Raw genomic sequence first — 19,517 nt, 5'->3', positions numbered from 1 at the left:
CCGCTGGATCTGTACATTCCCCCGGACGCCCTGGAAGTCTTCCTTGAAGCGTTCGAGGGTCCGCTGGACTTGCTGCTGTACCTGATCCGTAAACAGAACATCAACATCCTCGACATTCCGGTGGCGGAAATCACCCGCCAGTACATGGGCTATGTCGAGTTGATGCAATCGGTACGTCTGGAATTGGCCGCCGAATACCTGGTGATGGCCGCCATGCTCGCCGAGATCAAGTCGCGCATGCTGCTGCCGCGTTCGGAAACGGTGGAAGCCGAAGAAGACGACCCGCGCGCCGAGCTGATCCGCCGCCTGCAAGAGTACGAACGCTTCAAGGCCGCCGCCGAAGGCATCGACGGCTTGAGCCGGGTGGGCCGCGACGTAGTAGTGCCCAAGCTCGACGCCCCCGAAGCCCGCGCACGCAAGCTGCTGCCGGACGTGAGCCTGGAAGAGTTGCTGATGTCCATGGCCGAGGTGCTGCGCCGGGGCGATATGTTTGAAAGCCACCAGGTCAGCCGCGAGGCGTTGTCGACTCGCGAGCGCATGAGCGATGTGCTGGAGCGCCTGAAGGGCGGTGGTTTTGTGCCTTTTGTAGAACTGTTTACTAAAGAAGAAGGGCGCCTGGGCGTAGTGGTGACCTTTATGGCGATCCTCGAATTGGTCAAGGAGTCCTTGGTCGAGCTGGTCCAGAATGAGCCTTTTGCGGCTATCCACGTGCGGGCGCGAGCCGAATAAAGAGCTGAATCGATGAATCTGACTGAACCCCGCGAACTGGCGCCGCTGCTGGAAGCCTTCCTACTGGCCTCAGGTAAGCCGCAATCCCTGGAACGCCTGTTCGAACTCTTTGAAGAAGCCGAGCGCCCTGAGCCTCCGGTGTTCAAGAAGGCGCTGGAGATCCTGCGCAAATCCTGCGATGGCCGCGCCTTTGAATTGCGCGAAGTGGCGTCGGGTTACCGCCTGCAGATCCGTGAGAAGTTTTCCCCGTGGGTCGGCCGTTTGTGGGAAGAGCGTCCGCAACGTTATTCGCGGGCGATGCTGGAGACCATGGCGCTGATCGCCTATCGCCAGCCGATTACGCGGGGCGAGATCGAAGACGTGCGGGGCGTGGCGGTCAACAGCCATATCGTCAAGACCTTGCTGGAGCGCGAGTGGATCCGCATCGTCGGCTACCGTGACGTGCCCGGCAAACCGGCGATGTTCGCCACCACCAAGGTGTTTCTCGACCATTTCAACCTGAAGAACCTCGACGATTTGCCGCCGCTGGCCGAACTGCGCGAGATGGAAGCCGAGCCGGTGCTCGATTTTGACGACGCGCCCGTCCCCGCGGGCCTGCAGGAATTGGCCGATGCCAGCGCCGAGCCGGAAGAGCCGAAGGACGAGACCAGTTTCCATACGTTGCTGCTGGAATTGGACGACATGGAGCAGGGCATCAAGACCGACTTTGATGACCTGCTGCGTGACGGTGCCGCCGAACCTGAAACTCAACCGAACGTTGAGGGTGAGCCTGAACTCGAAGCAGAACCAGAGCCAGAACCGGAGGAAGACATCCTTGGCGTGGCTGAAGCACGCGAAAAACTCCTCGCCGCCGTCGCCGCTCTCGAACAACCGCCCCTGAGCGACGAGGAAGACGAAGCCCGCGCCCTGGCAGAAGCCATCGAAGCCGAGCGTCGCCAGTTCGAAGACTGACGCAATCTGACTGTCCTTAAAAAGGATTGCCCATGAGTTCCACCAAAGACCCTTGCATCAGCCTCTGCAAATTCAACGCCGACATCTGCGTCGGCTGTGGCCGCAGCAAGCGCGAGATCCGCGCCTGGAAGAAGCTCGACAAGGCCGACAAACGCACGGTCCTGGCCGAAGCCGAACTCCGATTGCTGGCCCTGGGTGCCACCGGTCGGCGGAAAAGCAAATGATTAGGGTGTTATCGACTAGTCTCTGATGCGCAACGCGCACCATGCGCGTATGATTCGCGACCCTTTGCCGAGCTATTCGGCCAAAGCCCCGCTTTCAACACTCTTCAGGCCACGCCTGAATCGACCCACCGGGAGGTGCTTAAGATGAACGACAAAGACCAGAACGACAGCCAGGAAATCGGCCCAGCAGGCGAAAAACTGCAAAAGGTGCTGGCGCGTATCGGCGTGGGCTCGCGCCGCGATGTCGAAGCCTGGATCACCCAGAAGCGCATCAAGGTCAACGGCGTCGAGGCCACCCTCGGCCAGCGCGTCGACCTGCACGATGCAATCACCATTGATGGCAAGGTCATCAAGCGTGAAGAGGCCGCCGAATCGGTGCGCCGCGTGATCATGTACAACAAGCCGGACGGCGAGATCTGCACCCGTGACGACCCGGAAGGCCGTCCAACCGTGTTCGACAAGATGCCCAAGCCGAAAGAAGGCCGTTGGATCAACATCGGACGTCTGGACATCAACACCACCGGCTTGCTGATGTTCACCACTGACGGTGAACTGGCCAACCGCCTGATGCACCCGTCCTACGAGATGGACCGCGAATACGCCGTGCGTGTACGTGGCGAAGTCGATGACGAGATGATCGAGCGCCTCAAGGCGGGCGTGGTGCTGGAAGACGGCCCGGCCAAGTTCACCGACATCAAGCAGGCGCCAGGCGGCGAAGGTTTCAACCACTGGTACCACTGCGTGGTGATGGAAGGGCGTAACCGTGAAGTGCGTCGCCTGTGGGAATCTCAGGGCCTGGTGGTCAGCCGTCTGAAGCGCGTGCGTTTCGGTCCGGTGTTCCTGAACTCCGACCTGCCGATGGGCCGCTGGCGCGAAATGAGCCAGTACGAAGTCGACATCCTCAGTGCCGAAGTCGGCCTGACGCCGGTCGCGATGCCGCAGATGAACGCCAAGAGCAAAGACAAGCTTGAGCGTATGCAGCGCAAATCGTCGCGTCCTGTGGCACGTACCGAGCGTGTGGCCCGCACCCTGCGCCCGGCGCTGAATGCACCGGCAACCGGCGGTCGTATCTCGCGTGAGCCGCAGATCGAAGGTGAGCGTCGCCCAACCGCGCCATCGCGCCAGGAAGGTGAACGTGCGCCACGTGCACCGCGCCCGGCCTTACCGGTGGCCGCAGCAACCGGGGTGAAGCGGATCGCCCGGCCGATAACGCCAGCACCAAGCGTCCAGCCAAGCCGTCGGCGAACAAGCGCCCAGGCCCGAAACTGGTCGCGGACGAGCCGTCGGGCAAGCGCCGTGGCGCCCCGGCCGGTTCGGGTCAGCGTCCTGGTTTTGGTCGTAAGAAGCCGCAGTGATGTAAGGGCTGCACAAAAACGCCAACCCTCGGGTTGGCGTTTTTTTATGCACAGCATTTGTCAGAACGCAAAAGTCCCATCAAACACTGGCTTGTCATCCAACGCCAACACCCCGCTGGCAAAGATCAAATCCAAGTGATGACTGCCTTTCTGCCCGCCGCCCAAACCCAGGTGCAATCCGCAATGGCGCTCCTCGAACCCGGCATTGCGCGCATACAGATCCTTCACGCCTTCATTGGTGCCAATCCCCAGTTCCTCGACGCGTCGATTCGACGGATTGGCATTCAGGTACTTGTTGAAATCCTCCGCCAGCCCTGGCACGTCACTGGCCACGCTGCAGATGGTCGAGTTCTCGATCCACAACTCCAGCGGTGATGCCAGCACGCCATATTTACGCGCAAACGGGATGGTGCTGAGAAAGGTGCCGACAAACCTCACTTGGCCATTGATGGCTTCACTGTGGGTGGCGATCTCGCCAGGGGCCAGGTCGTGGTTGCCGATGCCGTTGATATTGGTCCACTTCTTGATGCTGCTCATCGGCGCTTCCAGGCGTGAGCCGTGCTTGTCGGTAAAGCTCAGCACCGTGGCCTGGGACATGCGCCGGATCAGCGTGGCATTGAGGTCGGCAATACGCTGGGGCTCGACACTGAAGGTGTCGTAGAAGTAGTCGCCGTAGTCCTTGAACAGCAGGGATTTTTTCCAGTGTTCGGCCATCACACCCTGCAGGGCGCGGATAAAGTCCGGGCCTTCGGCGCGAGGGTTGGGCAGGGTGGAAGAGTCGTAGAGAAACAGGTAGAGGTCGCAGGCTTCGATGGCCTCGGCCAGGGTGTCGCTGGCGGCGAGGTCCAGGCGCTGCACCTGGAAGTTGAAGCGGGCGGCGCTGCTGTGGGTGATCGCCTGGGCGATGGCGTCGTAGCGCTCGGTATGGCCCAGCAGCACGGTGGGGCGACTCAGGCCATTGAGGGCCGGGTGGTGCGCGAGGTAGTAGAGAAAGTGTTCGACGGCGCGGGCCTTGTCCATGACGTGTTTCCTTCTGTGCCTTGGGTAAGGAGGCAGATGCCGTGCACAGCACCTGCCGGATGCCTGCCGATATTTAGAATGGCCACATCGCGGTGCCGAACGGCACAACGGCATCGGCTTGCATCATTTCAACGGCGGCCTCATGGGTCGGCGCTTCAAACCAATCGTCGAGTTGCAGTTCGGTTTCCAGGTCGTTTTCCAGTGCTTGCATGGTGTATCTCCTAGAGGACGTTGTTTGAGAACGGCTTGCCAACGGGCTTCGCTGGCAAGTGGGAAGAACCTAGGAGAGAGTGTTTCAAAATGCAAAATTTTTATTGACACGGTTTCATTTGGATTTTTTTTTCTGTTTTTTGTGTTTGAATTTTTCTTTAGCAAATTCAGGGAACTACGCAGGCTAAATTGTAGGAAATTTCCGAGCGACAATTTTCCTTAAGATCACGGCTGTAACGTTAATTTTCCGTGCTGTAACGATTAATTTACGAGTAAATGGCGACATTATTGGCTGACCCGGCCCTGTAAGGATTACCTGACAGATCGTCGCACTCGTCTCTCGAGGGCGCCCCCAAGCTGGCGAGCGGTGTACAATCCGCCGCGTTTTACTGTGACCCCCTTGCGTAACCACGCAAAAGGCCAAGACCCCAGGGTTTACCCACCCTGATCACTCCGCCTGGCCACGAGCCGGACGGGTTCGATTTCGTCACAGATAAAAACAAACAGGTGACGCATGACCATTAGAAAGACGCTGTACTCCTGGTGCCTGCGCTGGGGTTTGAGCGGCGCTGCTTGAGTCGGTAATTCAAGGCAGCAACCTGCATTCAACATCATCAAACCTTGCGTGAGAGCCTTTTCATGAGTGTTCCCCCTTCCTCTTCAGGCGAGCTGAAACGCGGCCTGAAAAACCGGCATATCCAGTTGATCGCCCTGGGTGGCGCCATCGGCACCGGCCTGTTCCTCGGTTCGGCCGGGGTGCTCAAATCCGCTGGCCCGTCGATGATCCTGGGCTATGCCATCTGCGGCTTCATTGCCTTCATGATCATGCGCCAGCTCGGCGAAATGATCGTCGAAGAGCCGGTCGCCGGCTCCTTCAGCCACTTTGCCCACAAGTACTGGGGCGGTTTCGCCGGGTTCCTGTCGGGCTGGAACTGCTGGATCCTGTACATTCTGGTGGGCATGTCGGAGCTGACGGCCGTCGGCAAGTACGTGCACTACTGGTGGCCGGAGATCCCGACCTGGGTCTCGGCCGCAGCGTTCTTCGTGCTGATCAACCTGATCAACTTGGCCAACGTCAAAGTCTTCGGTGAAGCCGAGTTCTGGTTCGCCATCATCAAGGTGGTGGCCATCGTCGGCATGATCGCCTTGGGCAGTTATTTGCTGGTCAGCGGCAGCGGTGGGCCACAGGCCTCGGTGACCAACCTGTGGGAGCACGGCGGTTTCTTCCCCCATGGCGTCGGCGGGTTGGTGATGGCCATGGCAATCATCATGTTCTCCTTCGGCGGCCTGGAAATGCTCGGCTTTACCGCCGCTGAAGCGGACCAGCCACGCATTGTGATCCCGAAAGCGATCAACCAGGTGATCTATCGCATCCTGATTTTCTACATCGGTGCGCTGGTCGTACTGCTGTCGCTGACCCCATGGGACAGCCTGCTCACCACCCTCAACGCCTCCGGGGACGCCTACAGCGGCAGCCCGTTCGTGCAGGTGTTCTCGATGCTGGGCAGCAACACCGCTGCGCATATCCTCAACTTTGTGGTCCTGACCGCCGCGCTGTCGGTGTACAACAGCGGCACCTACTGCAATAGCCGCATGCTGTTGGGGATGGCCGAGCAGGGGGATGCGCCCAAGGCCTTGGCGAAGATCGACAAGCGCGGCGTACCGGTACGCTCCATCCTCGCGTCGGCGGCTATCACCCTGGTGGCGGTGTTGATGAACTACCTGATCCCGCAACACGCGCTGGAACTGCTGATGTCGCTGGTAGTGGCCACGCTGGTGATCAACTGGGCGATGATCAGCTTCTCCCACTTCAAGTTCCGCCAACACATGAACCGCACCGGCCAGGTGCCGCTGTTCAAGGCGTTGTGGTACCCGTACGGTAACTATGTGTGCCTGGCGTTCGTGGTGTTTATCCTGGTGATCATGCTGATGATTCCGGGGATCCAGGTGTCGGTGTACGCGATCCCGGTGTGGGTGGCGTTTATGGCGGTGTGTTACTGGGTCAAGAACAAGCGCAGTGCCCGCGCAGCCATGGGCACAACGGGGACGGTTCTGGAGTAGGACCTTTCCTCAAACAGAAAACCCGGCGCCGTGCCGGGTTTTTTGTGTGCAGGGGCAGGGTAGAATCGCCCCTCGTTTTTTCAGCGTGCCTGGAGGCCCCATGCAACACACCGACATCGACGGCGGCGCCTTGCAGCGCGATGAGCTGGAAGGCCTGATCGACCAGCATGGCGGCCCCTTGCGTCTGATCGGAGTGGATTTGAGCGGCGCTGATCTGTCGCGCATGGCCTTGGATCATTGGGTGTTCGAGCGCTGCATCCTGGTCCAGACCACCTTTCTCGGTTCGCGGCTGGAAGGCACGCAGTGGAAAAGCTGCCGCGCCAGCCTCGCCATTTTCGAAGCGGCGAACCTGTTGGAAGCGCACTTCCACAGCTGCGATCTGAACAACACCCGCTGGCAGCGCAGCAAGCTGTCCCAGGCGAGCTTTGAGCACTGTAAGTTGACCGGCGCCAATTTCACCCATTGCGCCTCGCTGGGCTTGAGCTTCAGCGAAACGCGGTTGAACAGCGCCTTCTTGTCCGGGCTGTCGTTTGCCCGTACCGTGCTGAATAACCTGGATTTCTCCGACAGCGATTTGTCGGATGCCGACTTTCGCAAGGCCGAGCTGATCGACTGTAGCCTGGCCCACGCCCGTATCAACGGTGCCAATTTTGCTGGCGCCGACTTGCGGGGGGCGGATTTAAGCGGGTTTCGCCTGAATGATGCCAAACTGTTCAAAGGCGCCGTGATTTCCAAAGCCCAGGCGTCGATGTTGTTGTCCGAGTTGGGCTTGTCCGTTGCTTAAGGTTTTTGATTGATGCTGGTGATTTCCAACAATGTGCAGCTGCCCGACGCCGAGATCGAGCTGACCGCCATTCGCGCCCAGGGCGCTGGTGGACAGAACGTCAACAAGGTGTCGAGTGCCGTGCACCTGCGATTTGATATCCCGGCGTCGTCGCTGCCGGAGTTCTACAAGGAGCGCTTGTTGGCGCTACGCGACAGTCGCATCACCAGTGAAGGCGTGCTGGTACTCAAGGCCCAGCAATACCGGACCCAGGAGCAGAACCGCGCGGATGCGTTGGAGCGTCTGGTGGAATTGATCCTCAGCGCCACCAAGGTGGAGAAAAAACGCCGCCCGACCAAGCCGACCCTGGGCTCGAAAAAGCGCCGGCTTGAATCCAAGACCAAGCGCGGCAGCATCAAGGCCGGGCGCGGCAAGGTCGACTTCTAGTCGCCACGTGCCTCACGGGCCTTGGGTGCCTGACGGTACAGGTACAGGCTCAGCAGCAAACCACCCAGGGCTGCAAGGGCGGCGAAGAGGAAGATCGACGCAAAGCCGAAGCCGGCTGCCACGGCCCCGGCGAGCGGTCCGGTGATGCCCAGCGACAGGTCGATAAACAGCGAGTAGGCGCCCACCGCCGAACCTCGGCTGGATGCCGGCACCAGGTTGACGGCCTCCACCCCGAGCGCCGGGAACACCAGGGAAAAGCCAAAGCCGCTCAACGCCGCGCCGGCCAAGGCCAGGTTGGCGTCCGGTGCCAGCCATAACAGCAGCAAGCCGAGGATTTCCACCGACAGGCAGGCAATCGCCACGCGAAAGCCGCCGATCCGGTTGATCAGGTTGCCGAACAACAACCGTGCGCCGATAAAGCTGGCGCCGAACAGGCTCAGGGCCCACACCGCGTTATCCCAGTGCTGGGTGGTGTAATACAAGGTGATGAAGGTGGCGATGGTGCCAAAGCCGATGGAGCCCAGCGCCAAGGCACAGCCATGGGGCAATACGCGGCCCAGCACATTCATGAAGGGCAGGCGCACGCCGGCAACAATCGGGGCGGCGACTTTGTTCCAGGCCAGCAGCAGGCCGACGATGGCCAGCAAGATAATGCTAACGCCCATGCTCCACAGCCCGAAATTTCTTACCAGCAACACGCCCAGTGGCGCGCCGACGGCCAGCGCGCCGTAGCTGGCGATGCCGTTCCAGGAAATCACCTTGGCGGTGTTCTGCGCACCGACCCGTCCGATGCCCCAGCCGATGGCGCCCGAACCTACCAGGCTTTCCGCGCTGCCAAGGACCAGGCGGCCGATCAACAGGCTACCCAGGCTCAAGGCCGGCATGCTGGAAAACCACGCCGCGAGCAGCATGAACACACCGCTCAGGCCGCAGCCCGCCAGGCCGATCAGCACGGCGCGCTTGCTGCCCAGGTTGTCGATGATTTTGCCCGCATACGGGCGGCTGAGCAGGGTAGCCAGGTATTGCACGCTGATCACCAGGCCGGCAACCACCGCGCCGTAACCCAGCTCACTGTGGACATAGCCCGGCAACACGGCCAAGGGAATGCCGATATTCAGGTAGCCAATGAAGGTGAACAACACGATGGAAACAACTTGCAGCGTGACCGCCATGGGGCGCTGGGTATCGGGCATGGGAAAGGTCCACTGTCGCGGCAGGTAAAGATAGGCTGCTAATGATACCGGTGGTTTGGCTTGCGCAGGGCGGTAAAACGCAAAAACCTCCGCTCAGAAAGACGTCAGGCTTGGGCAGGGGCCAGCAATTGGGTGGTGACCAGGGCGGCCAGGGCGTTTTCCTGGGTGCCGAAACGCTTGAGCAGCATCGCTTGTTTGTCGGCGCTGAGGCGGTTCCAGATCTCGACCATCTGCAAGGCCGCGTCGAGTACAGCGGTATCCGGGTTGTCGGGGAGGGTATCGGTCATGGCGGGCGTCTCGATGGGTTCAGGCAGTGTGGAAAGCGCTCAAAGCTGCGCTTTCCACACGGTCTGGTACGGCGTCAGTCCTGGCTTTCGCTGTCGACTGGTTTTGCTTCTTTGGCCTCAGGCTGTTTATCACTGGCCTGCTGCGGTGTTGGCTGCTCTGTAGGGTGCAGGCTTGGGAAGGGGAGATTAGGTATCTCGTGCATCGTCGTCGCTCCTCGCAAGGTCTGTTTTTTCAATCGCAGGTGATTCCGCGCTCTCAAAAAGCCTTGGCAGGATACAGCACTGCAAATGACAAAAAGATTTTAATGTCGGCAGATGGATGAACTTTCATCGTTTAAACGGTCGTTCGGCTAGAACGGCACCTTGCCCAGGATCATGTCGCGGTACATCACAAAATCCCCCAACAGGCTATAGAACGGGTGCTGAAAGGTCGCCGGACGGTTCTTTTCGAAGAAGAAATGGCCGATCCAGGCAAAGCTGTAACCGGCAATGGGCAAGGCGATCAGTAAGCCCAGCGACCCTCTGCCGATGGCGTACGCCAAAATGCCGATGACCAGCGTGGTGCCGATAAAGTGCAGGCGCCGGCAGGTGCTGTTGGCGTGTTCGCTCAGGTAATAAGGGTAAAACTCAGCAAAGCTATTGAATCGCTTGACGTTTTCCACGGTAACCGGCCCTTTGATTGTTATGCCGCCCAACAGATGTTCGGCGGGGAGCTTATTTGAGTCTAGAGTGATCAGTGGTAACAGCCAGTGACAATAGATGCCACTTTAGTATCCTTGGCTTCCTGGCTGCCGTTTGAGCCTGCTTTATTAAGAAGACGCCATGAGCGAACGAACAACTTCTGCAAGCTGGGCGATGGGGATAGTCAAGGCATTGGAAATGGACGGCCTGGATTGCCGCGCCTTGTTCAAGCAGCTCGGCCTCGACTACGCCGCCCTGAGCGATCCCGATGCGCGGTTTCCGCAGGACTCCATGACCCGCCTGTGGCAGCGCGCGGTGGAGCTGTCGGGTAACCCGGCAATCGGCCTGAACATGGGCAAAGTGGTGCGTCCGGCGTCCTTTCATGTGGCCGGTTATGCATTGATGTCCAGTAACACCCTGGCCGAAGGTTTTATGCGGCTGGTGCGCTACCAGCGGATCATCGCTGAAAGTGCCGACCTGAGTTTCCGACTGATCCCCGAAGGTTATGCGCTGATTCTGACGGTACACGGTGACCACCTGCCGCCTACCCGGCAAAGCGCCGAAGCCTCGCTGGCCAGTGCCTTGGCCCTGTGCGGCTGGCTGACCGGCCGCACGCTGCAGCCGCGCAAGGTGGTGCTGCAAGGTGAGCAACCGACGGACCTGGCCCCGTACAAACAAGCCTTCCATGCGCCGCTGGAGTTCAATGCACCCTACGACGCGCTGATTTTCGAGCGGGCCGACATGGATGCGCCGCTGCCCACGGCCAACGAGGCCATGGCCTTGCTGCATGACCGCTTTGCCGGTGAATACCTGGCGCGCTTCTCGGAAAGCCGCGTGACCCACAAGGCGCGGCAGGTGTTGTGCCGCCTGTTGCCCCAGGGCGAGCCCAAGCGTGAAGTGGTGGCCCAGACCTTGCACTTGTCCCAGCGCACTTTGCAGCGGCGTTTGCAGGAGGAGGGCACGAGCTTCCAGACCCTGCTCGATGACACCCGCCGTGAACTGGCCGAGCAATACCTGGCGCAACCCAGCATGACCCTGCTGGAAATTGCCTACCTGTTGGGCTTTGCCGACCCGAGCAACTTCTTCCGCGCGTTTCGTCGCTGGTTCGATGTCACGCCCGGCGAATACCGGGCGCGGTTGTTGGTCGCGTCGAGCGTCAGTGACGCCAAAACGCCGGAATACACAGAACAAAGACCGTAATGATCTCCAGCCGGCCGAGTAGCATGCCCAGTGACAGGATCCACTTGGCCGCATCCGGCAGGCTGGCGAAATTGCCCGCCGGTCCAATGGTTTCGCCCAGGCCCGGGCCCACGCCCGAAACGGTACTCGCGGCGCCGGTCAAGGCGGTCATCCAGTCCAGGCCAAGCAGCGACAAGGCCAGGGCGATGGCGCAGATGGTGATGGCGAAGAAGAACGAAAAGGTCAGGATCGACCGTACGATCTCTTCGTCGAGACGGTGGCCGTTGTACTTCTGCTTGATCACCGCGCGCGGGTGAATCAGCTGGTTCAAGTTGGCCTTGAGCAGGATATACGCAACCTGGAAGCGGAAGATCTTGATCCCGCCGGCCGTCGAGCCCGAACAGCCGCCGATAAAGCCGAGGTAGAAGAACAGCATCAGTGAGAAATTGCCCCACAGGCTGTAGTCCCCCAGTGCAAACCCTGTGGTCGTCACCACCGACGTGACGTTCAGCGCCACATGACGCAGCGCGTCCAGCCAGTGCAGGTTGGTGGTCCACCAGTACCAGGTGCCCAATACCAGCCAGGTCACCAGCAACAAACCGAGCAGGCCTTGGACCTGCTGGTCCTTGATCAACGCCCGGCGGTTACCGCGCAAGGTGGCCACATACAGGGTAAACGGCAAGCTGCCGAGGATCATCACCACCACGGCTACCCAGTGCACCGCCGGTTGTTTCCAGTGCGCCAGGGATTCATCGGAGGTGGAGAACCCGCCGGTGGAAATCGCTGACATCGCATGGTTGATCGCATCGAACAAGCCCATGCCGGCCCACCAGAACGCCAGGCTGCCGAGGATGGTGATGCCCACGTAGGCCGCCACGATCAGCCGCGCCACCATGTGCGAGCGGGGCATGACCTTTTCCGAACGGTCCGAGGATTCGGTCTGGAACAGGCGCATGCCACCAATGCGCAGCAGCGGCAGGATCGCTACCGCCATGCCGATAAAGCCGATACCGCCGAGCCAGTGCAGCAGCGAACGCCACATCAATATACCCGGCGACATCGCGTCCAGGCCGCTCAACACCGTGGAGCCGGTGGCGGTAATGCCGGACATGCTTTCGAAAAACGAATCGGTGTAGCTGATGTGCTGGGTCAGCAGGAATGGCAGCGCGGCAAAGATACACACCACCACCCAACTGCTGACGGTCAGCAGGTACATGTCGCGCGGGCGCAGGTGCACATGCTCGGGACGACCGGGGATCACCAGCGCCAGGCCGGCGATGAAGGTGATCATGCTGGCCCACAGGAAGGAGGGCAGGTCGCTGGTGCGTTCGAAGATCACCAGGGTGGCCATGGGCACGACCATCGCGATCGCGAGGGTGATCAGGAAGATGCCGATGATGAAACCGATGATGCGCAGGGTCGGCAACGCCATGAAATTCGCTCGAGATAGGGCAGAGGCGCCATTCTACCTGGGGTGCAGGGCATGTAAACCGCCCATGAAAAAGGCGACCCGAAGGTCGCCTCATTCAACTGCGCATTGATCAGAACTCGTGATCAGCGTTATCCGGGTTCAGGTCGCTGATACCCAGCTTGCCCGCCGCCGCTTCGATCGAACCGGTCTGCTTGACCAGGGCGGCGATGGCGTCGCGGACGATCTGGTTGCCCGCATCGTTGCCGGCAGCGATCAGTTGGTCGTAGTGCTCACCCTTGTCGGCATGGTCAACCATGACCTGGATCTTCGCTTCGGTGGCCGCCAGGTCCGCTTTAAGCGCGGTGTCGGCTGCCGGGTCGGCCTTGGCCACCAGGGACGACAGGCTGGCGCCGGTCATTTTGGTGCCGTCGACGCGGGTGTACTCGCCCAGGTAGACGTTGCGGATGCCCTTGGCGTCGTAGAAGTGCGAGTTGTGGGTGTTGTCGCTGAAGCAGTCCTGCTCGTCTTCCGGCGAGTTGGCTTCCAGGGAAACCTTCATGCGCTCACCGGCCAGTTCGCCCAGGGACAGGCTGCCCATGCCGAACAGCATTTTGCGCAGGCCGTCGGTGGCAGGTTCTGCCTCCAGGGTGGCGCGGTAGTTGTCTTCAACGTTGGGTTTCCAGTTGCCGACCATTTCTTCCAGGTCGCTGACCAGCAGTTGGGTCACGGCGCTCAGGTAGGCGCGGCGACGCTCGTTGTGGCCGCCAGTGGCGCCGTCGCCGGTCAGGTAGTCCGACGCAGGACGGTTGCCGGCGCCTGGGCCGGTGCCGTTCAGGTCCTGGCCCCAGAGCAGGAATTCGATGGCGTGGTAGCCGGTGGCGACGTTGGCCTCGGAACCGCCCAGCTCGTTGAGGCTGGCGAGTTTTTCCGGGGTGATGTCTTTCACGTCGACCTTGTCTTCGCCGACCTGGATTTCGTTGTTGGCGATGATGTTGGCAGTGGCGCCTGGGTTACCCAGGGCGTGTTCGTAGGACTTGTCGACATAGTCGATCAGGCCTTCGTCCAGCGGCCATGCGTTCACCTGGCCTTCCCAGTCGTCAATGATGGTGTTGCCGAAGCGGAACACTTCACTTTGCAGGTAAGGAACGCGGGCGGCAATCCAGGCGGTGCGCGCGGCTTTCAGGGTTTCGTCGTTCGGCTTGGCGAGGAACGCGTCGATAGCGGTCTGCAGGGTTTTCGCGGTGGACTCGGCATCGCTGTAGACCGCGAACACCATGTCTGCGTAATGCGCGACCACGGCCTTGGCAGCGGCTTCGTCGACCTGGCCGGCAGGGGTGGCAGCCGCTGGAGCGGTAGTGCTGGCAGCCGGGGTCGGCGCCTGGGGCGCGGCGGCCTTGTCTTTACCTTCGCCGCAACCGGCGAGAGAGATGGCAATGGCCAGCAGACTGGCGGTGGCCAGGGGCATACGAATCATGGCGAACATCCTGCTTCGGTTGTTGATGGGGCGCGCGGGGGAGCGCAAAAACTGCGACATAATGCGAAAGATTTGCATTTTGTGTAAAGGGTTATACGCGGGAAATATTCAGTATCGTTTTGCTGCATCAGAGAATCGCGGCGTTATTGCGCTCCGACTGCTTTAAAAAAGCCGCCAACTCCCGCGCCGGCAAGGGTTTGCTGTAGTGATAACCCTGACCTTCATGGCAGCCTTCGGAGATGATGTAGGCCTCCTGCTCGGCGGTTTCCACGCCTTCGGCGATCACCTGCATACCGAGGCTTTTGCCCAGTTGAATGATCGCCCGCACGATGGTGGCGTCGTCGTCATCGTCCAGCAGGTCCTGCACGAAGCTCTTGTCGATCTTGATCTTGTCCAGCGGCAGGCTTTTCAAGTAGCTGAGGGATGAGTAGCCGGTGCCGAAGTCATCAATCGCAATCAATGCCCCGGAACGGCGCAGGCTCAGCAGGTGCTGGGCGGCGGTGCTGATGTCTTCCATCAGGCCGGTCTCGGTGACTTCCAGTTCCAGGCTGCGCGGCGGCAGGCGGTAGATCTGCATCAGGTTGTTGACCACCCGCGGCAACTCGGTGTGGTGCAATTGCACGGTGGACAGGTTGACCGCCATGCGCAACTCGGTGAAGCCCAGGTCGTGCCATTCACGCAATTGCCGGCAGGCCTGGTCGAGTACCCATTCGCCAATCGGGATGATGGTGCCGTTCTGCTCGGCCAGCGGGATAAACAGGTCCGGCGGCACCAGGCCGTGTTCCGGATGCTGCCAGCGGATCAGCGCTTCTACGCCGACCACATGGTGATCGCGGTAGCTGATCTGCGGCTGGTACACCAAGTGGAATTGGTCGCGGCTCAGGGCTTCGCGCAGGTCTTTTTCCAGCTCGCGGCGACGGCGCATTTCGCTGTCGACGCTGGCGATATAGAACTGATAGCGGTTGCGCGACCGGGTCTTGGCCAGGGTCATGGTTTGCTCGGCTTTTTGCAGCAGCTTCTCGGTGCTGTCGCCGTCTTCCGGGAACAGGGTGATGCCGATGGTGGCGCGTAGGCGGATGCCTTCGTGGTCGAGGGCAAACTCCGCTTCCAGGTCATCGAGGATGCTTTGCGCCAGTTCGGCGGCCTCGTAGGGCTGGTCGATATCGGCCTGTACCAGGGCGAACTGGTCGCCGCCCAGCCGGGCCAGGGCACCGAGGCGGCCGCTGTGGGCACGCAAACGGTCGGCCAGGGCCAGCAGCAATTTGTCGCCGGCCTGGTAGGTGAACTGTTCGTTGACGCTCTTGAAGTCATCCAGCCCCACGCACAACACGGCCACGCGGCGTTGGCGGCGACCGGCGTCGATGAGGATCTTGTCCAGTTGCTCCTGCAGTTTCTGGCGGTTCGGCAGGCCTGTGAGGAAGTCGTACTGAGCCATGCGCAGCAGGCTGCTTTCCGCCTCATGGCGCAGGTGGGTGTTGCGTTCGATGGATTCGAGCAACTGGTTGGCGGTGTTGATCCACAGCCCCAATTCGTTGCGCTCGTGGCCCTTGAGTTGCGGGATCTTGTGTTCGCTGGGACGGTCCGGGTTGATTGAGGTCAGGTGCTCGATGATCCGCGACAGCGGCTTGGTCAACAGCCAGTGGTAGACCAGGTACAGCACCAGGCCCATCGCCAGGGCGCGCAAGACCCCGGAAATAAAGATGATCACTGAACTGACAATAAACCCCTTGCCGTAGGTGGCCGTGTCGAGGGTGATGCTCAGATCGCCGTAATACTCGCTGTAGGGGCCTTTGCCGACCAATGCGGTGGTGAATGTGCGTTCCTGGCCGAGTATCAGGTCGGTCAACCAGCGGCTGGGCGATTGCTGCAATGCGCGGCTTTTCTCGGCGAGCATGGTTTCGTTGGGATGGCCGATGGACGCCATGCGCACCGCGTCATCCTGGAACAGGCCCTCAATCACTTGCATGCCCATCTCGCGGTCCAGGCTGTAGACGGCCTGGGTCGAGGGGTCGCGGAACATGTCGAGGATGCGCTGGGCATCGCCTGCCACGGCCTGGCGCGTCTTGTAGGCATCGAAAACGATCTGCGCCACGCTCAGCGCTACGCCCACGATCAATGCCGACAGCAGCACAACCCGTAGCAACTTCACCGACAAGCTGTTCTTGAGTTCCAGCTTCAAAGGGGCATTCCTTGTCTCATGCGGGTGGCCTTCAATATGCCATGAGTATTGGCAATCCCGTGAGGGCAGTCAAAGGAACATTAGGGCCGCAGGCGTCTTGAGGCTGGATGCACAGAAAAAAACAGAAAAAAACGGCGGATTTGCTCCGCCGTCTGGGTACTCGACTGGCCTGTGGTCAGGCTAAGCCTTTGCATCACTGATAGGCGGAAACCTCGATCTTCGACGGCGCCGGCGGCATCATGTCCTCACCGGGCTTGCTGGGTGCACTGGCACCGCCGCCTTCGCTTCCGCCACCTGCGCCACCGGCGAGGCCTTTCATAAGGCCGCTGATGAGTTGCATCGCCATCTGCCCGCCTGCTTTTCCGATTTCTTCCATCATTGATTCTCCAGCAGAGTGTGAAAGGGTTATTCCTCTCACTGCGTGGGTGGCAGATTCCCTTCTGCGGGTTCCACGATTCCGGTCTGGCCAGCGTTGTGGAACGCCCACAAAAAAGCCCGGCAATGCCGGGCTTTTTCTACTGCAAGCGTTGCTTAGGCAGTGAAGGTCTTGCCTTCGAACTGCTCAGCAACGAACTTCCAGTTGACCAGGTTCCAGAACGCTTCCACATACTTTGGACGCACGTTGCGGTAGTCGATGTAGTAGGCGTGTTCCCAGACGTCGCAGGTCAGCAGCGGGGTGTCGCCGTTGGTCAGCGGGTTGCCGGCGCCGATGGTGCTGGCCAGGGCCAGGGAACCGTCAGCCTTTTTCACCAGCCAGCCCCAACCGGAACCGAAGGTGCCGACGGAGGTCTTGGTGAACTCTTCCTTGAACTTGTCGAACGAACCGAACGCAGCGTTGATGGCTTCAGCCAATGCGCCGGTCGGTTGGCCACCGGCGTTTGGCGCCAGGCAGTTCCAGTAGAAGGTGTGGTTCCAGACCTGAGCGGCGTTGTTGAAGATGCCGCCCGAAGAGGATTTGACGATCTCTTCCAGGGTCTTGCCTTCGAACTCGGTGCCTGGCACCAGGTTGTTCAGGTTCACGACGTAGGTGTTGTGGTGCTTGTCGTGGTGGAATTCCAAGGTTTCCTTGGAGATGTGCGGCTGCAGGGCATCGTGTGCGTAAGGCAGCGGCGGCAATTCGAAAGCCATGATGATTCTCCTAATCAGGTCAGTTGCGGTGAGCGCAAGGCCGATCACGGGCGGCCAAACAAGCGCCGGGGAGTTTGTACTCTTTGCGGCGCAGGGACCGGATCATAGCACCGGGGGTGCGGCAAAACCACGCAACAACTGTGTGGGATAGAGGTTCCAGAGCGTTTTGGAATATTCCCTAAGCCGCGATCAATTGATAGGCCACGCTGAACATCATCACCGCCACCAACAGGTCCAGCAGGCGCCAGGTTGCGGGGCGCGCCAGCCAGGGTGCCAGCCACGCCGCGCCGAGCGCCAGGGTGGCGAACCATAGGAACGACGCACTGGCCGCCCCGGCCACGTAGGCGCCGGGTTCGGTTTGCTGTGCGCCGAGTGAGCCGATCAGCAATACAGTGTCCAGGTACACGTGCGGGTTGAGCAGGGTCACGGCCAGCGCGCTCAGCAACACCGCGCGCAGCGAGCGCACCTTGAGAGTGTCGCCTTGGTCCAGGCTCTGTTTCGAACAGGCCCGGCGCAGTGCGCACGCGCCGTACCAGATCAGGAACGCCGCGCCGCCCCAGCGTGCCACCGCCAGCAGCACCGGGCTTTGCGCCAGCACCGTCGCCAGGCCGAACACCCCGGCGGCTACCAGCAGGGCATCACATACCACACACAATGCCGCCACGGGCAAGTGATGTTCACGACGCAGGCTCTGCGCCAGTACAAAGGCGTTCTGGGTGCCGATGGCCATGATCAGGCCCAGCGCCACCAGCAGACCATTCAAATAGCTTTGCCACATAGGATTTACTCCGCGTCTGCAGCCAGTTGCCGCAACACCTGCAGGGCGCGCTCGGCATCGGCACGCCCGACGAACAGGTGGTCGTGGTAATAACCGGCAATCACGTTGCAACTGATGCCGGCCTTGCCCAGCGCACTGGCGAAGGCGGCGGTGAGGCCCACGGCTTCCAGGGCCGAATGCACATTCAAGGTGATCCACGCGGCGACGTAATCAAAAGCCAGGCCAGCCTGTTCCGCTTGTTGGCGTTCGACGATCAGGGTCAAGCCTTCCTGCTCGCGAAAGCTGCCGATTACCTCGCAGCCAGCAGGGATGCGGTTGTCGGGCACGGTGCAGAACACATAGTCGCCGTCATTGAGTTGAGGGCTCATGCTGCGCAGCAGGGTTGCCAGGGCGGTTTCGCCAGCCATGGGAGGTTCCTTAATAAAGAGAAGAGCGATGCTGGCTATTCTCAGGGTGCAGGCTGTATAAGAAAAACCAATATTCCTGATCGCTCATTAGAGAAACTGATGTTCGACTATAAATTACTTTCTGCCCTGGCGGCGGTGGTGGAACAGGCGGGCTTCGAGCGTGCCGCTCAGGTGCTGGGGCTGTCGCAGTCGGCCATCTCCCAGCGCATCAAGTTGCTGGAGGCACGTATTGGCCAGCCGGTACTGGTGCGGGCTACGCCGCCGACGCCCACTGATATCGGCCGTCGCCTGCTCAACCATGTGCAACAGGTGCGCTTACTGGAGCGCGACCTGCAAAGCCAGGTGCCCGCGCTGGATGAAGAGGGCATGCCCGAACGCCTGCGCATCGCGTTGAACGCCGACAGCCTTGCCACGTGGTGGGCCGAAGCCGTCAGCGGGTTTTGCGCCGAGCAGCATTTGCTGCTGGATCTGGTGGTGGAAGACCAGACCGTCGGCCTCAAACGCATGCGCGCGGGTGAGGTAGCGGCCTGTATCTGCGCCAGCGAGCGTCCGGTGGCGGGCGCGCGCAGCCTGTTGCTGGGCGCCATGCGTTATCGGGCGTTGGCCAGCCCGGCGTTTATCGCCCGGCACTTTCCCCAGGGCGTACGCGCCGATCAACTGGCGCGCACCCCGGCACTGGTGTTCGGGCCGGATGATTTCCTGCAGCACCGCTACTTGGCTTCTCTCGGCGTGGACGGTGGTTTCGAGCACCATTTGTGCCCATCGTCTGAAGGTTTTATCCGCCTCACCGAGGCGGGCCTGGGCTGGGGGCTGGTGCCGGAATTGCAGGTTCGCGACCAGCTGGAAAAGGGCATATTGGTCGAGTTATTGCCAGATAAGCCCATCGATGTGCCGTTGTACTGGCATCATTGGCGCAGTGGCGGGCAACTGTTGGGCTTGCTGACCGACCATCTGGCCCAGGCCTGTGGTCAATGGTTGGTGCCGTTGGAGTGATGGCGTGCGTCAAGGCAACAGCGATGAAAAACGTAAGAACATGGGGT

20 protein-coding genes and 1 pseudogene are annotated in these 19,517 nt (G+C 60.8%); 9 read left to right on the top strand and 12 right to left on the bottom strand.

Translation table 11 applies throughout. The features are described from left to right. Positions 1 to 30: 30 nt before the first annotated feature. The 4 genes and pseudogenes from OZ428_RS26810 (at position 31) to rluB (ending at position 3,259) form a co-directional block, all read left to right on the top strand. On the top strand, positions 31 to 729 hold the full coding sequence (locus OZ428_RS26810; RefSeq protein ID WP_177053511.1) for a segregation and condensation protein A: 699 nt from the start codon (positions 31 to 33) through the stop codon (positions 727 to 729). A gap of 12 nt (positions 730 to 741) precedes the next feature. Then, positions 742 to 1,680 (top strand): SMC-Scp complex subunit ScpB, encoded by a 939-nt coding sequence (gene scpB / locus OZ428_RS26805; RefSeq protein WP_269131856.1) that lies wholly within the window; start codon positions 742 to 744, stop codon positions 1,678 to 1,680. A gap of 32 nt (positions 1,681 to 1,712) precedes the next feature. After that, positions 1,713 to 1,904 carry a DUF1289 domain-containing protein gene (locus OZ428_RS26800; protein WP_033896343.1) on the top strand — a complete coding sequence of 64 codons (192 nt, stop codon included), beginning with the start codon at positions 1,713 to 1,715 and terminating at the stop codon, positions 1,902 to 1,904. Between the two features lie 144 nt (positions 1,905 to 2,048). Next, a pseudogene (gene rluB / locus OZ428_RS26795) lies at positions 2,049 to 3,259 on the top strand (23S rRNA pseudouridine(2605) synthase RluB). 60 nt (positions 3,260 to 3,319) lie between these two features. Here rluB and OZ428_RS26790 read toward each other — a convergent pair. Together OZ428_RS26790 and OZ428_RS26785 are read right to left on the bottom strand one after the other, a co-directional pair. Further along, complete coding sequence (locus OZ428_RS26790; protein ID WP_269131855.1) at positions 3,320 to 4,279, bottom strand: leucyl aminopeptidase; 960 nt, start codon at positions 4,277 to 4,279, stop codon at positions 3,320 to 3,322. A 73-nt stretch (positions 4,280 to 4,352) separates the two neighbouring features. Next, complete coding sequence (locus tag OZ428_RS26785) at positions 4,353 to 4,490, bottom strand: hypothetical protein (RefSeq protein ID WP_003175756.1); 138 nt, start codon at positions 4,488 to 4,490, stop codon at positions 4,353 to 4,355. A gap of 638 nt (positions 4,491 to 5,128) precedes the next feature. Here OZ428_RS26785 and OZ428_RS26780 point away from each other — a divergent pair. The 3 genes from OZ428_RS26780 to arfB all read left to right on the top strand — a co-directional run bounded on the left by OZ428_RS26780 (position 5,129) and on the right by arfB (position 7,760). After that, entirely contained in the window at positions 5,129 to 6,550 is a 1,422-nt protein-coding gene (locus OZ428_RS26780; RefSeq protein ID WP_269131854.1) for an amino acid permease, read from the top strand. 100 nt (positions 6,551 to 6,650) lie between these two features. After that, positions 6,651 to 7,334: a pentapeptide repeat-containing protein gene (locus OZ428_RS26775; protein WP_269131853.1), complete on the top strand. Its 684-nt coding sequence runs from the start codon at positions 6,651 to 6,653 to the stop codon at positions 7,332 to 7,334. A 12-nt stretch (positions 7,335 to 7,346) separates the two neighbouring features. Then, a complete protein-coding gene (gene arfB / locus OZ428_RS26770) occupies positions 7,347 to 7,760 on the top strand; it encodes an alternative ribosome rescue aminoacyl-tRNA hydrolase ArfB (protein WP_017737978.1) in 414 nt (137 codons plus the stop codon). On the opposite strand, the gene OZ428_RS26765 is transcribed toward arfB, so the two are convergent. The 3 genes from OZ428_RS26765 to OZ428_RS26755 form a co-directional block, all read right to left on the bottom strand. Continuing rightward, complete coding sequence (locus OZ428_RS26765) at positions 7,757 to 8,953, bottom strand: MFS transporter (protein WP_269131852.1); 1,197 nt, start codon at positions 8,951 to 8,953, stop codon at positions 7,757 to 7,759. The two genes, arfB and OZ428_RS26765, sit on opposite strands and share 4 nt — an antisense overlap. A gap of 104 nt (positions 8,954 to 9,057) precedes the next feature. Next, on the bottom strand, positions 9,058 to 9,240 hold the full coding sequence (locus OZ428_RS26760; RefSeq protein WP_269131851.1) for a hypothetical protein: 183 nt from the start codon (positions 9,238 to 9,240) through the stop codon (positions 9,058 to 9,060). A 350-nt stretch (positions 9,241 to 9,590) separates the two neighbouring features. Further along, complete coding sequence (locus tag OZ428_RS26755) at positions 9,591 to 9,902, bottom strand: DUF962 domain-containing protein (protein ID WP_015885568.1); 312 nt, start codon at positions 9,900 to 9,902, stop codon at positions 9,591 to 9,593. Positions 9,903 to 10,062: 160 nt separating this feature from the next. On the opposite strand from OZ428_RS26755, the gene OZ428_RS26750 reads away from it, so the two are divergent. Beyond that, positions 10,063 to 11,121, top strand: a complete 1,059-nt coding sequence (locus OZ428_RS26750; RefSeq protein WP_269131850.1) for an AraC family transcriptional regulator — start codon at positions 10,063 to 10,065, stop codon at positions 11,119 to 11,121. Here the strand turns inward: OZ428_RS26750 and OZ428_RS26745 are convergent. The 7 genes from OZ428_RS26745 to OZ428_RS26715 all read right to left on the bottom strand — a co-directional run bounded on the left by OZ428_RS26745 (position 11,078) and on the right by OZ428_RS26715 (position 18,477). Then, complete coding sequence (locus tag OZ428_RS26745) at positions 11,078 to 12,532, bottom strand: TrkH family potassium uptake protein (protein WP_033896335.1); 1,455 nt, start codon at positions 12,530 to 12,532, stop codon at positions 11,078 to 11,080. The two genes, OZ428_RS26750 and OZ428_RS26745, sit on opposite strands and share 44 nt — an antisense overlap. Before the next feature lie 109 nt (positions 12,533 to 12,641). Continuing rightward, positions 12,642 to 13,985 (bottom strand): imelysin family protein, encoded by a 1,344-nt coding sequence (locus tag OZ428_RS26740; protein ID WP_269131849.1) that lies wholly within the window; start codon positions 13,983 to 13,985, stop codon positions 12,642 to 12,644. Positions 13,986 to 14,112: 127 nt separating this feature from the next. Next, positions 14,113 to 16,164 (bottom strand): putative bifunctional diguanylate cyclase/phosphodiesterase, encoded by a 2,052-nt coding sequence (locus OZ428_RS26735; protein WP_269131848.1) that lies wholly within the window; start codon positions 16,162 to 16,164, stop codon positions 14,113 to 14,115. 193 nt (positions 16,165 to 16,357) lie between these two features. After that, positions 16,358 to 16,543 carry a hypothetical protein gene (locus OZ428_RS26730; protein ID WP_055725970.1) on the bottom strand — a complete coding sequence of 62 codons (186 nt, stop codon included), beginning with the start codon at positions 16,541 to 16,543 and terminating at the stop codon, positions 16,358 to 16,360. A gap of 152 nt (positions 16,544 to 16,695) precedes the next feature. After that, positions 16,696 to 17,292, bottom strand: a complete 597-nt coding sequence (locus OZ428_RS26725; protein ID WP_016975406.1) for a superoxide dismutase — start codon at positions 17,290 to 17,292, stop codon at positions 16,696 to 16,698. A gap of 178 nt (positions 17,293 to 17,470) precedes the next feature. Further along, positions 17,471 to 18,070: a LysE/ArgO family amino acid transporter gene (locus tag OZ428_RS26720; RefSeq protein WP_033896331.1), complete on the bottom strand. Its 600-nt coding sequence runs from the start codon at positions 18,068 to 18,070 to the stop codon at positions 17,471 to 17,473. 5 nt (positions 18,071 to 18,075) lie between these two features. Then, a complete protein-coding gene (locus OZ428_RS26715) occupies positions 18,076 to 18,477 on the bottom strand; it encodes an ACT domain-containing protein (RefSeq protein ID WP_038851608.1) in 402 nt (133 codons plus the stop codon). A gap of 99 nt (positions 18,478 to 18,576) precedes the next feature. On the opposite strand from OZ428_RS26715, the gene OZ428_RS26710 reads away from it, so the two are divergent. After that, complete coding sequence (locus OZ428_RS26710; protein ID WP_016975403.1) at positions 18,577 to 19,470, top strand: LysR family transcriptional regulator ArgP; 894 nt, start codon at positions 18,577 to 18,579, stop codon at positions 19,468 to 19,470. Positions 19,471 to 19,517: the final 47 nt, after the last annotated feature.

The sequence above is a fragment of the Pseudomonas sp. GXZC genome (genome assembly GCF_026967615.1).
GTDB classification, from domain to species: domain Bacteria; phylum Pseudomonadota; class Gammaproteobacteria; order Pseudomonadales; family Pseudomonadaceae; genus Aquipseudomonas; species Aquipseudomonas azotoformans_A.
Note: the sequence above shows the minus strand (reverse complement) of the source record. Positions and strands in the feature narration are given on the sequence as shown.

Coding starts and splice junctions, on each gene's coding strand:
- scpB (WP_269131856.1), top strand. CDS start 742: ATGAATCTGACTGAACCCCGCGAACTGGCGCCGCTGCTGGAAGCCTTC.
- OZ428_RS26800 (WP_033896343.1), top strand. CDS start 1,713: ATGAGTTCCACCAAAGACCCTTGCATCAGCCTCTGCAAATTCAACGCC.
- OZ428_RS26790 (WP_269131855.1), bottom strand. CDS start 4,279: ATGGACAAGGCCCGCGCCGTCGAACACTTTCTCTACTACCTCGCGCAC.
- OZ428_RS26785 (WP_003175756.1), bottom strand. CDS start 4,490: ATGCAAGCACTGGAAAACGACCTGGAAACCGAACTGCAACTCGACGAT.
- OZ428_RS26780 (WP_269131854.1), top strand. CDS start 5,129: ATGAGTGTTCCCCCTTCCTCTTCAGGCGAGCTGAAACGCGGCCTGAAA.
- OZ428_RS26775 (WP_269131853.1), top strand. CDS start 6,651: ATGCAACACACCGACATCGACGGCGGCGCCTTGCAGCGCGATGAGCTG.
- arfB (WP_017737978.1), top strand. CDS start 7,347: ATGCTGGTGATTTCCAACAATGTGCAGCTGCCCGACGCCGAGATCGAG.
- OZ428_RS26765 (WP_269131852.1), bottom strand. CDS start 8,953: ATGCCCGATACCCAGCGCCCCATGGCGGTCACGCTGCAAGTTGTTTCC.
- OZ428_RS26760 (WP_269131851.1), bottom strand. CDS start 9,240: ATGACCGATACCCTCCCCGACAACCCGGATACCGCTGTACTCGACGCG.
- OZ428_RS26750 (WP_269131850.1), top strand. CDS start 10,063: ATGAGCGAACGAACAACTTCTGCAAGCTGGGCGATGGGGATAGTCAAG.
- OZ428_RS26745 (WP_033896335.1), bottom strand. CDS start 12,532: ATGGCGTTGCCGACCCTGCGCATCATCGGTTTCATCATCGGCATCTTC.
- OZ428_RS26740 (WP_269131849.1), bottom strand. CDS start 13,985: ATGATTCGTATGCCCCTGGCCACCGCCAGTCTGCTGGCCATTGCCATC.
- OZ428_RS26730 (WP_055725970.1), bottom strand. CDS start 16,543: ATGATGGAAGAAATCGGAAAAGCAGGCGGGCAGATGGCGATGCAACTC.
- OZ428_RS26725 (WP_016975406.1), bottom strand. CDS start 17,292: ATGGCTTTCGAATTGCCGCCGCTGCCTTACGCACACGATGCCCTGCAG.
- OZ428_RS26720 (WP_033896331.1), bottom strand. CDS start 18,070: ATGTGGCAAAGCTATTTGAATGGTCTGCTGGTGGCGCTGGGCCTGATC.
- OZ428_RS26715 (WP_038851608.1), bottom strand. CDS start 18,477: ATGGCTGGCGAAACCGCCCTGGCAACCCTGCTGCGCAGCATGAGCCCT.
- OZ428_RS26710 (WP_016975403.1), top strand. CDS start 18,577: ATGTTCGACTATAAATTACTTTCTGCCCTGGCGGCGGTGGTGGAACAG.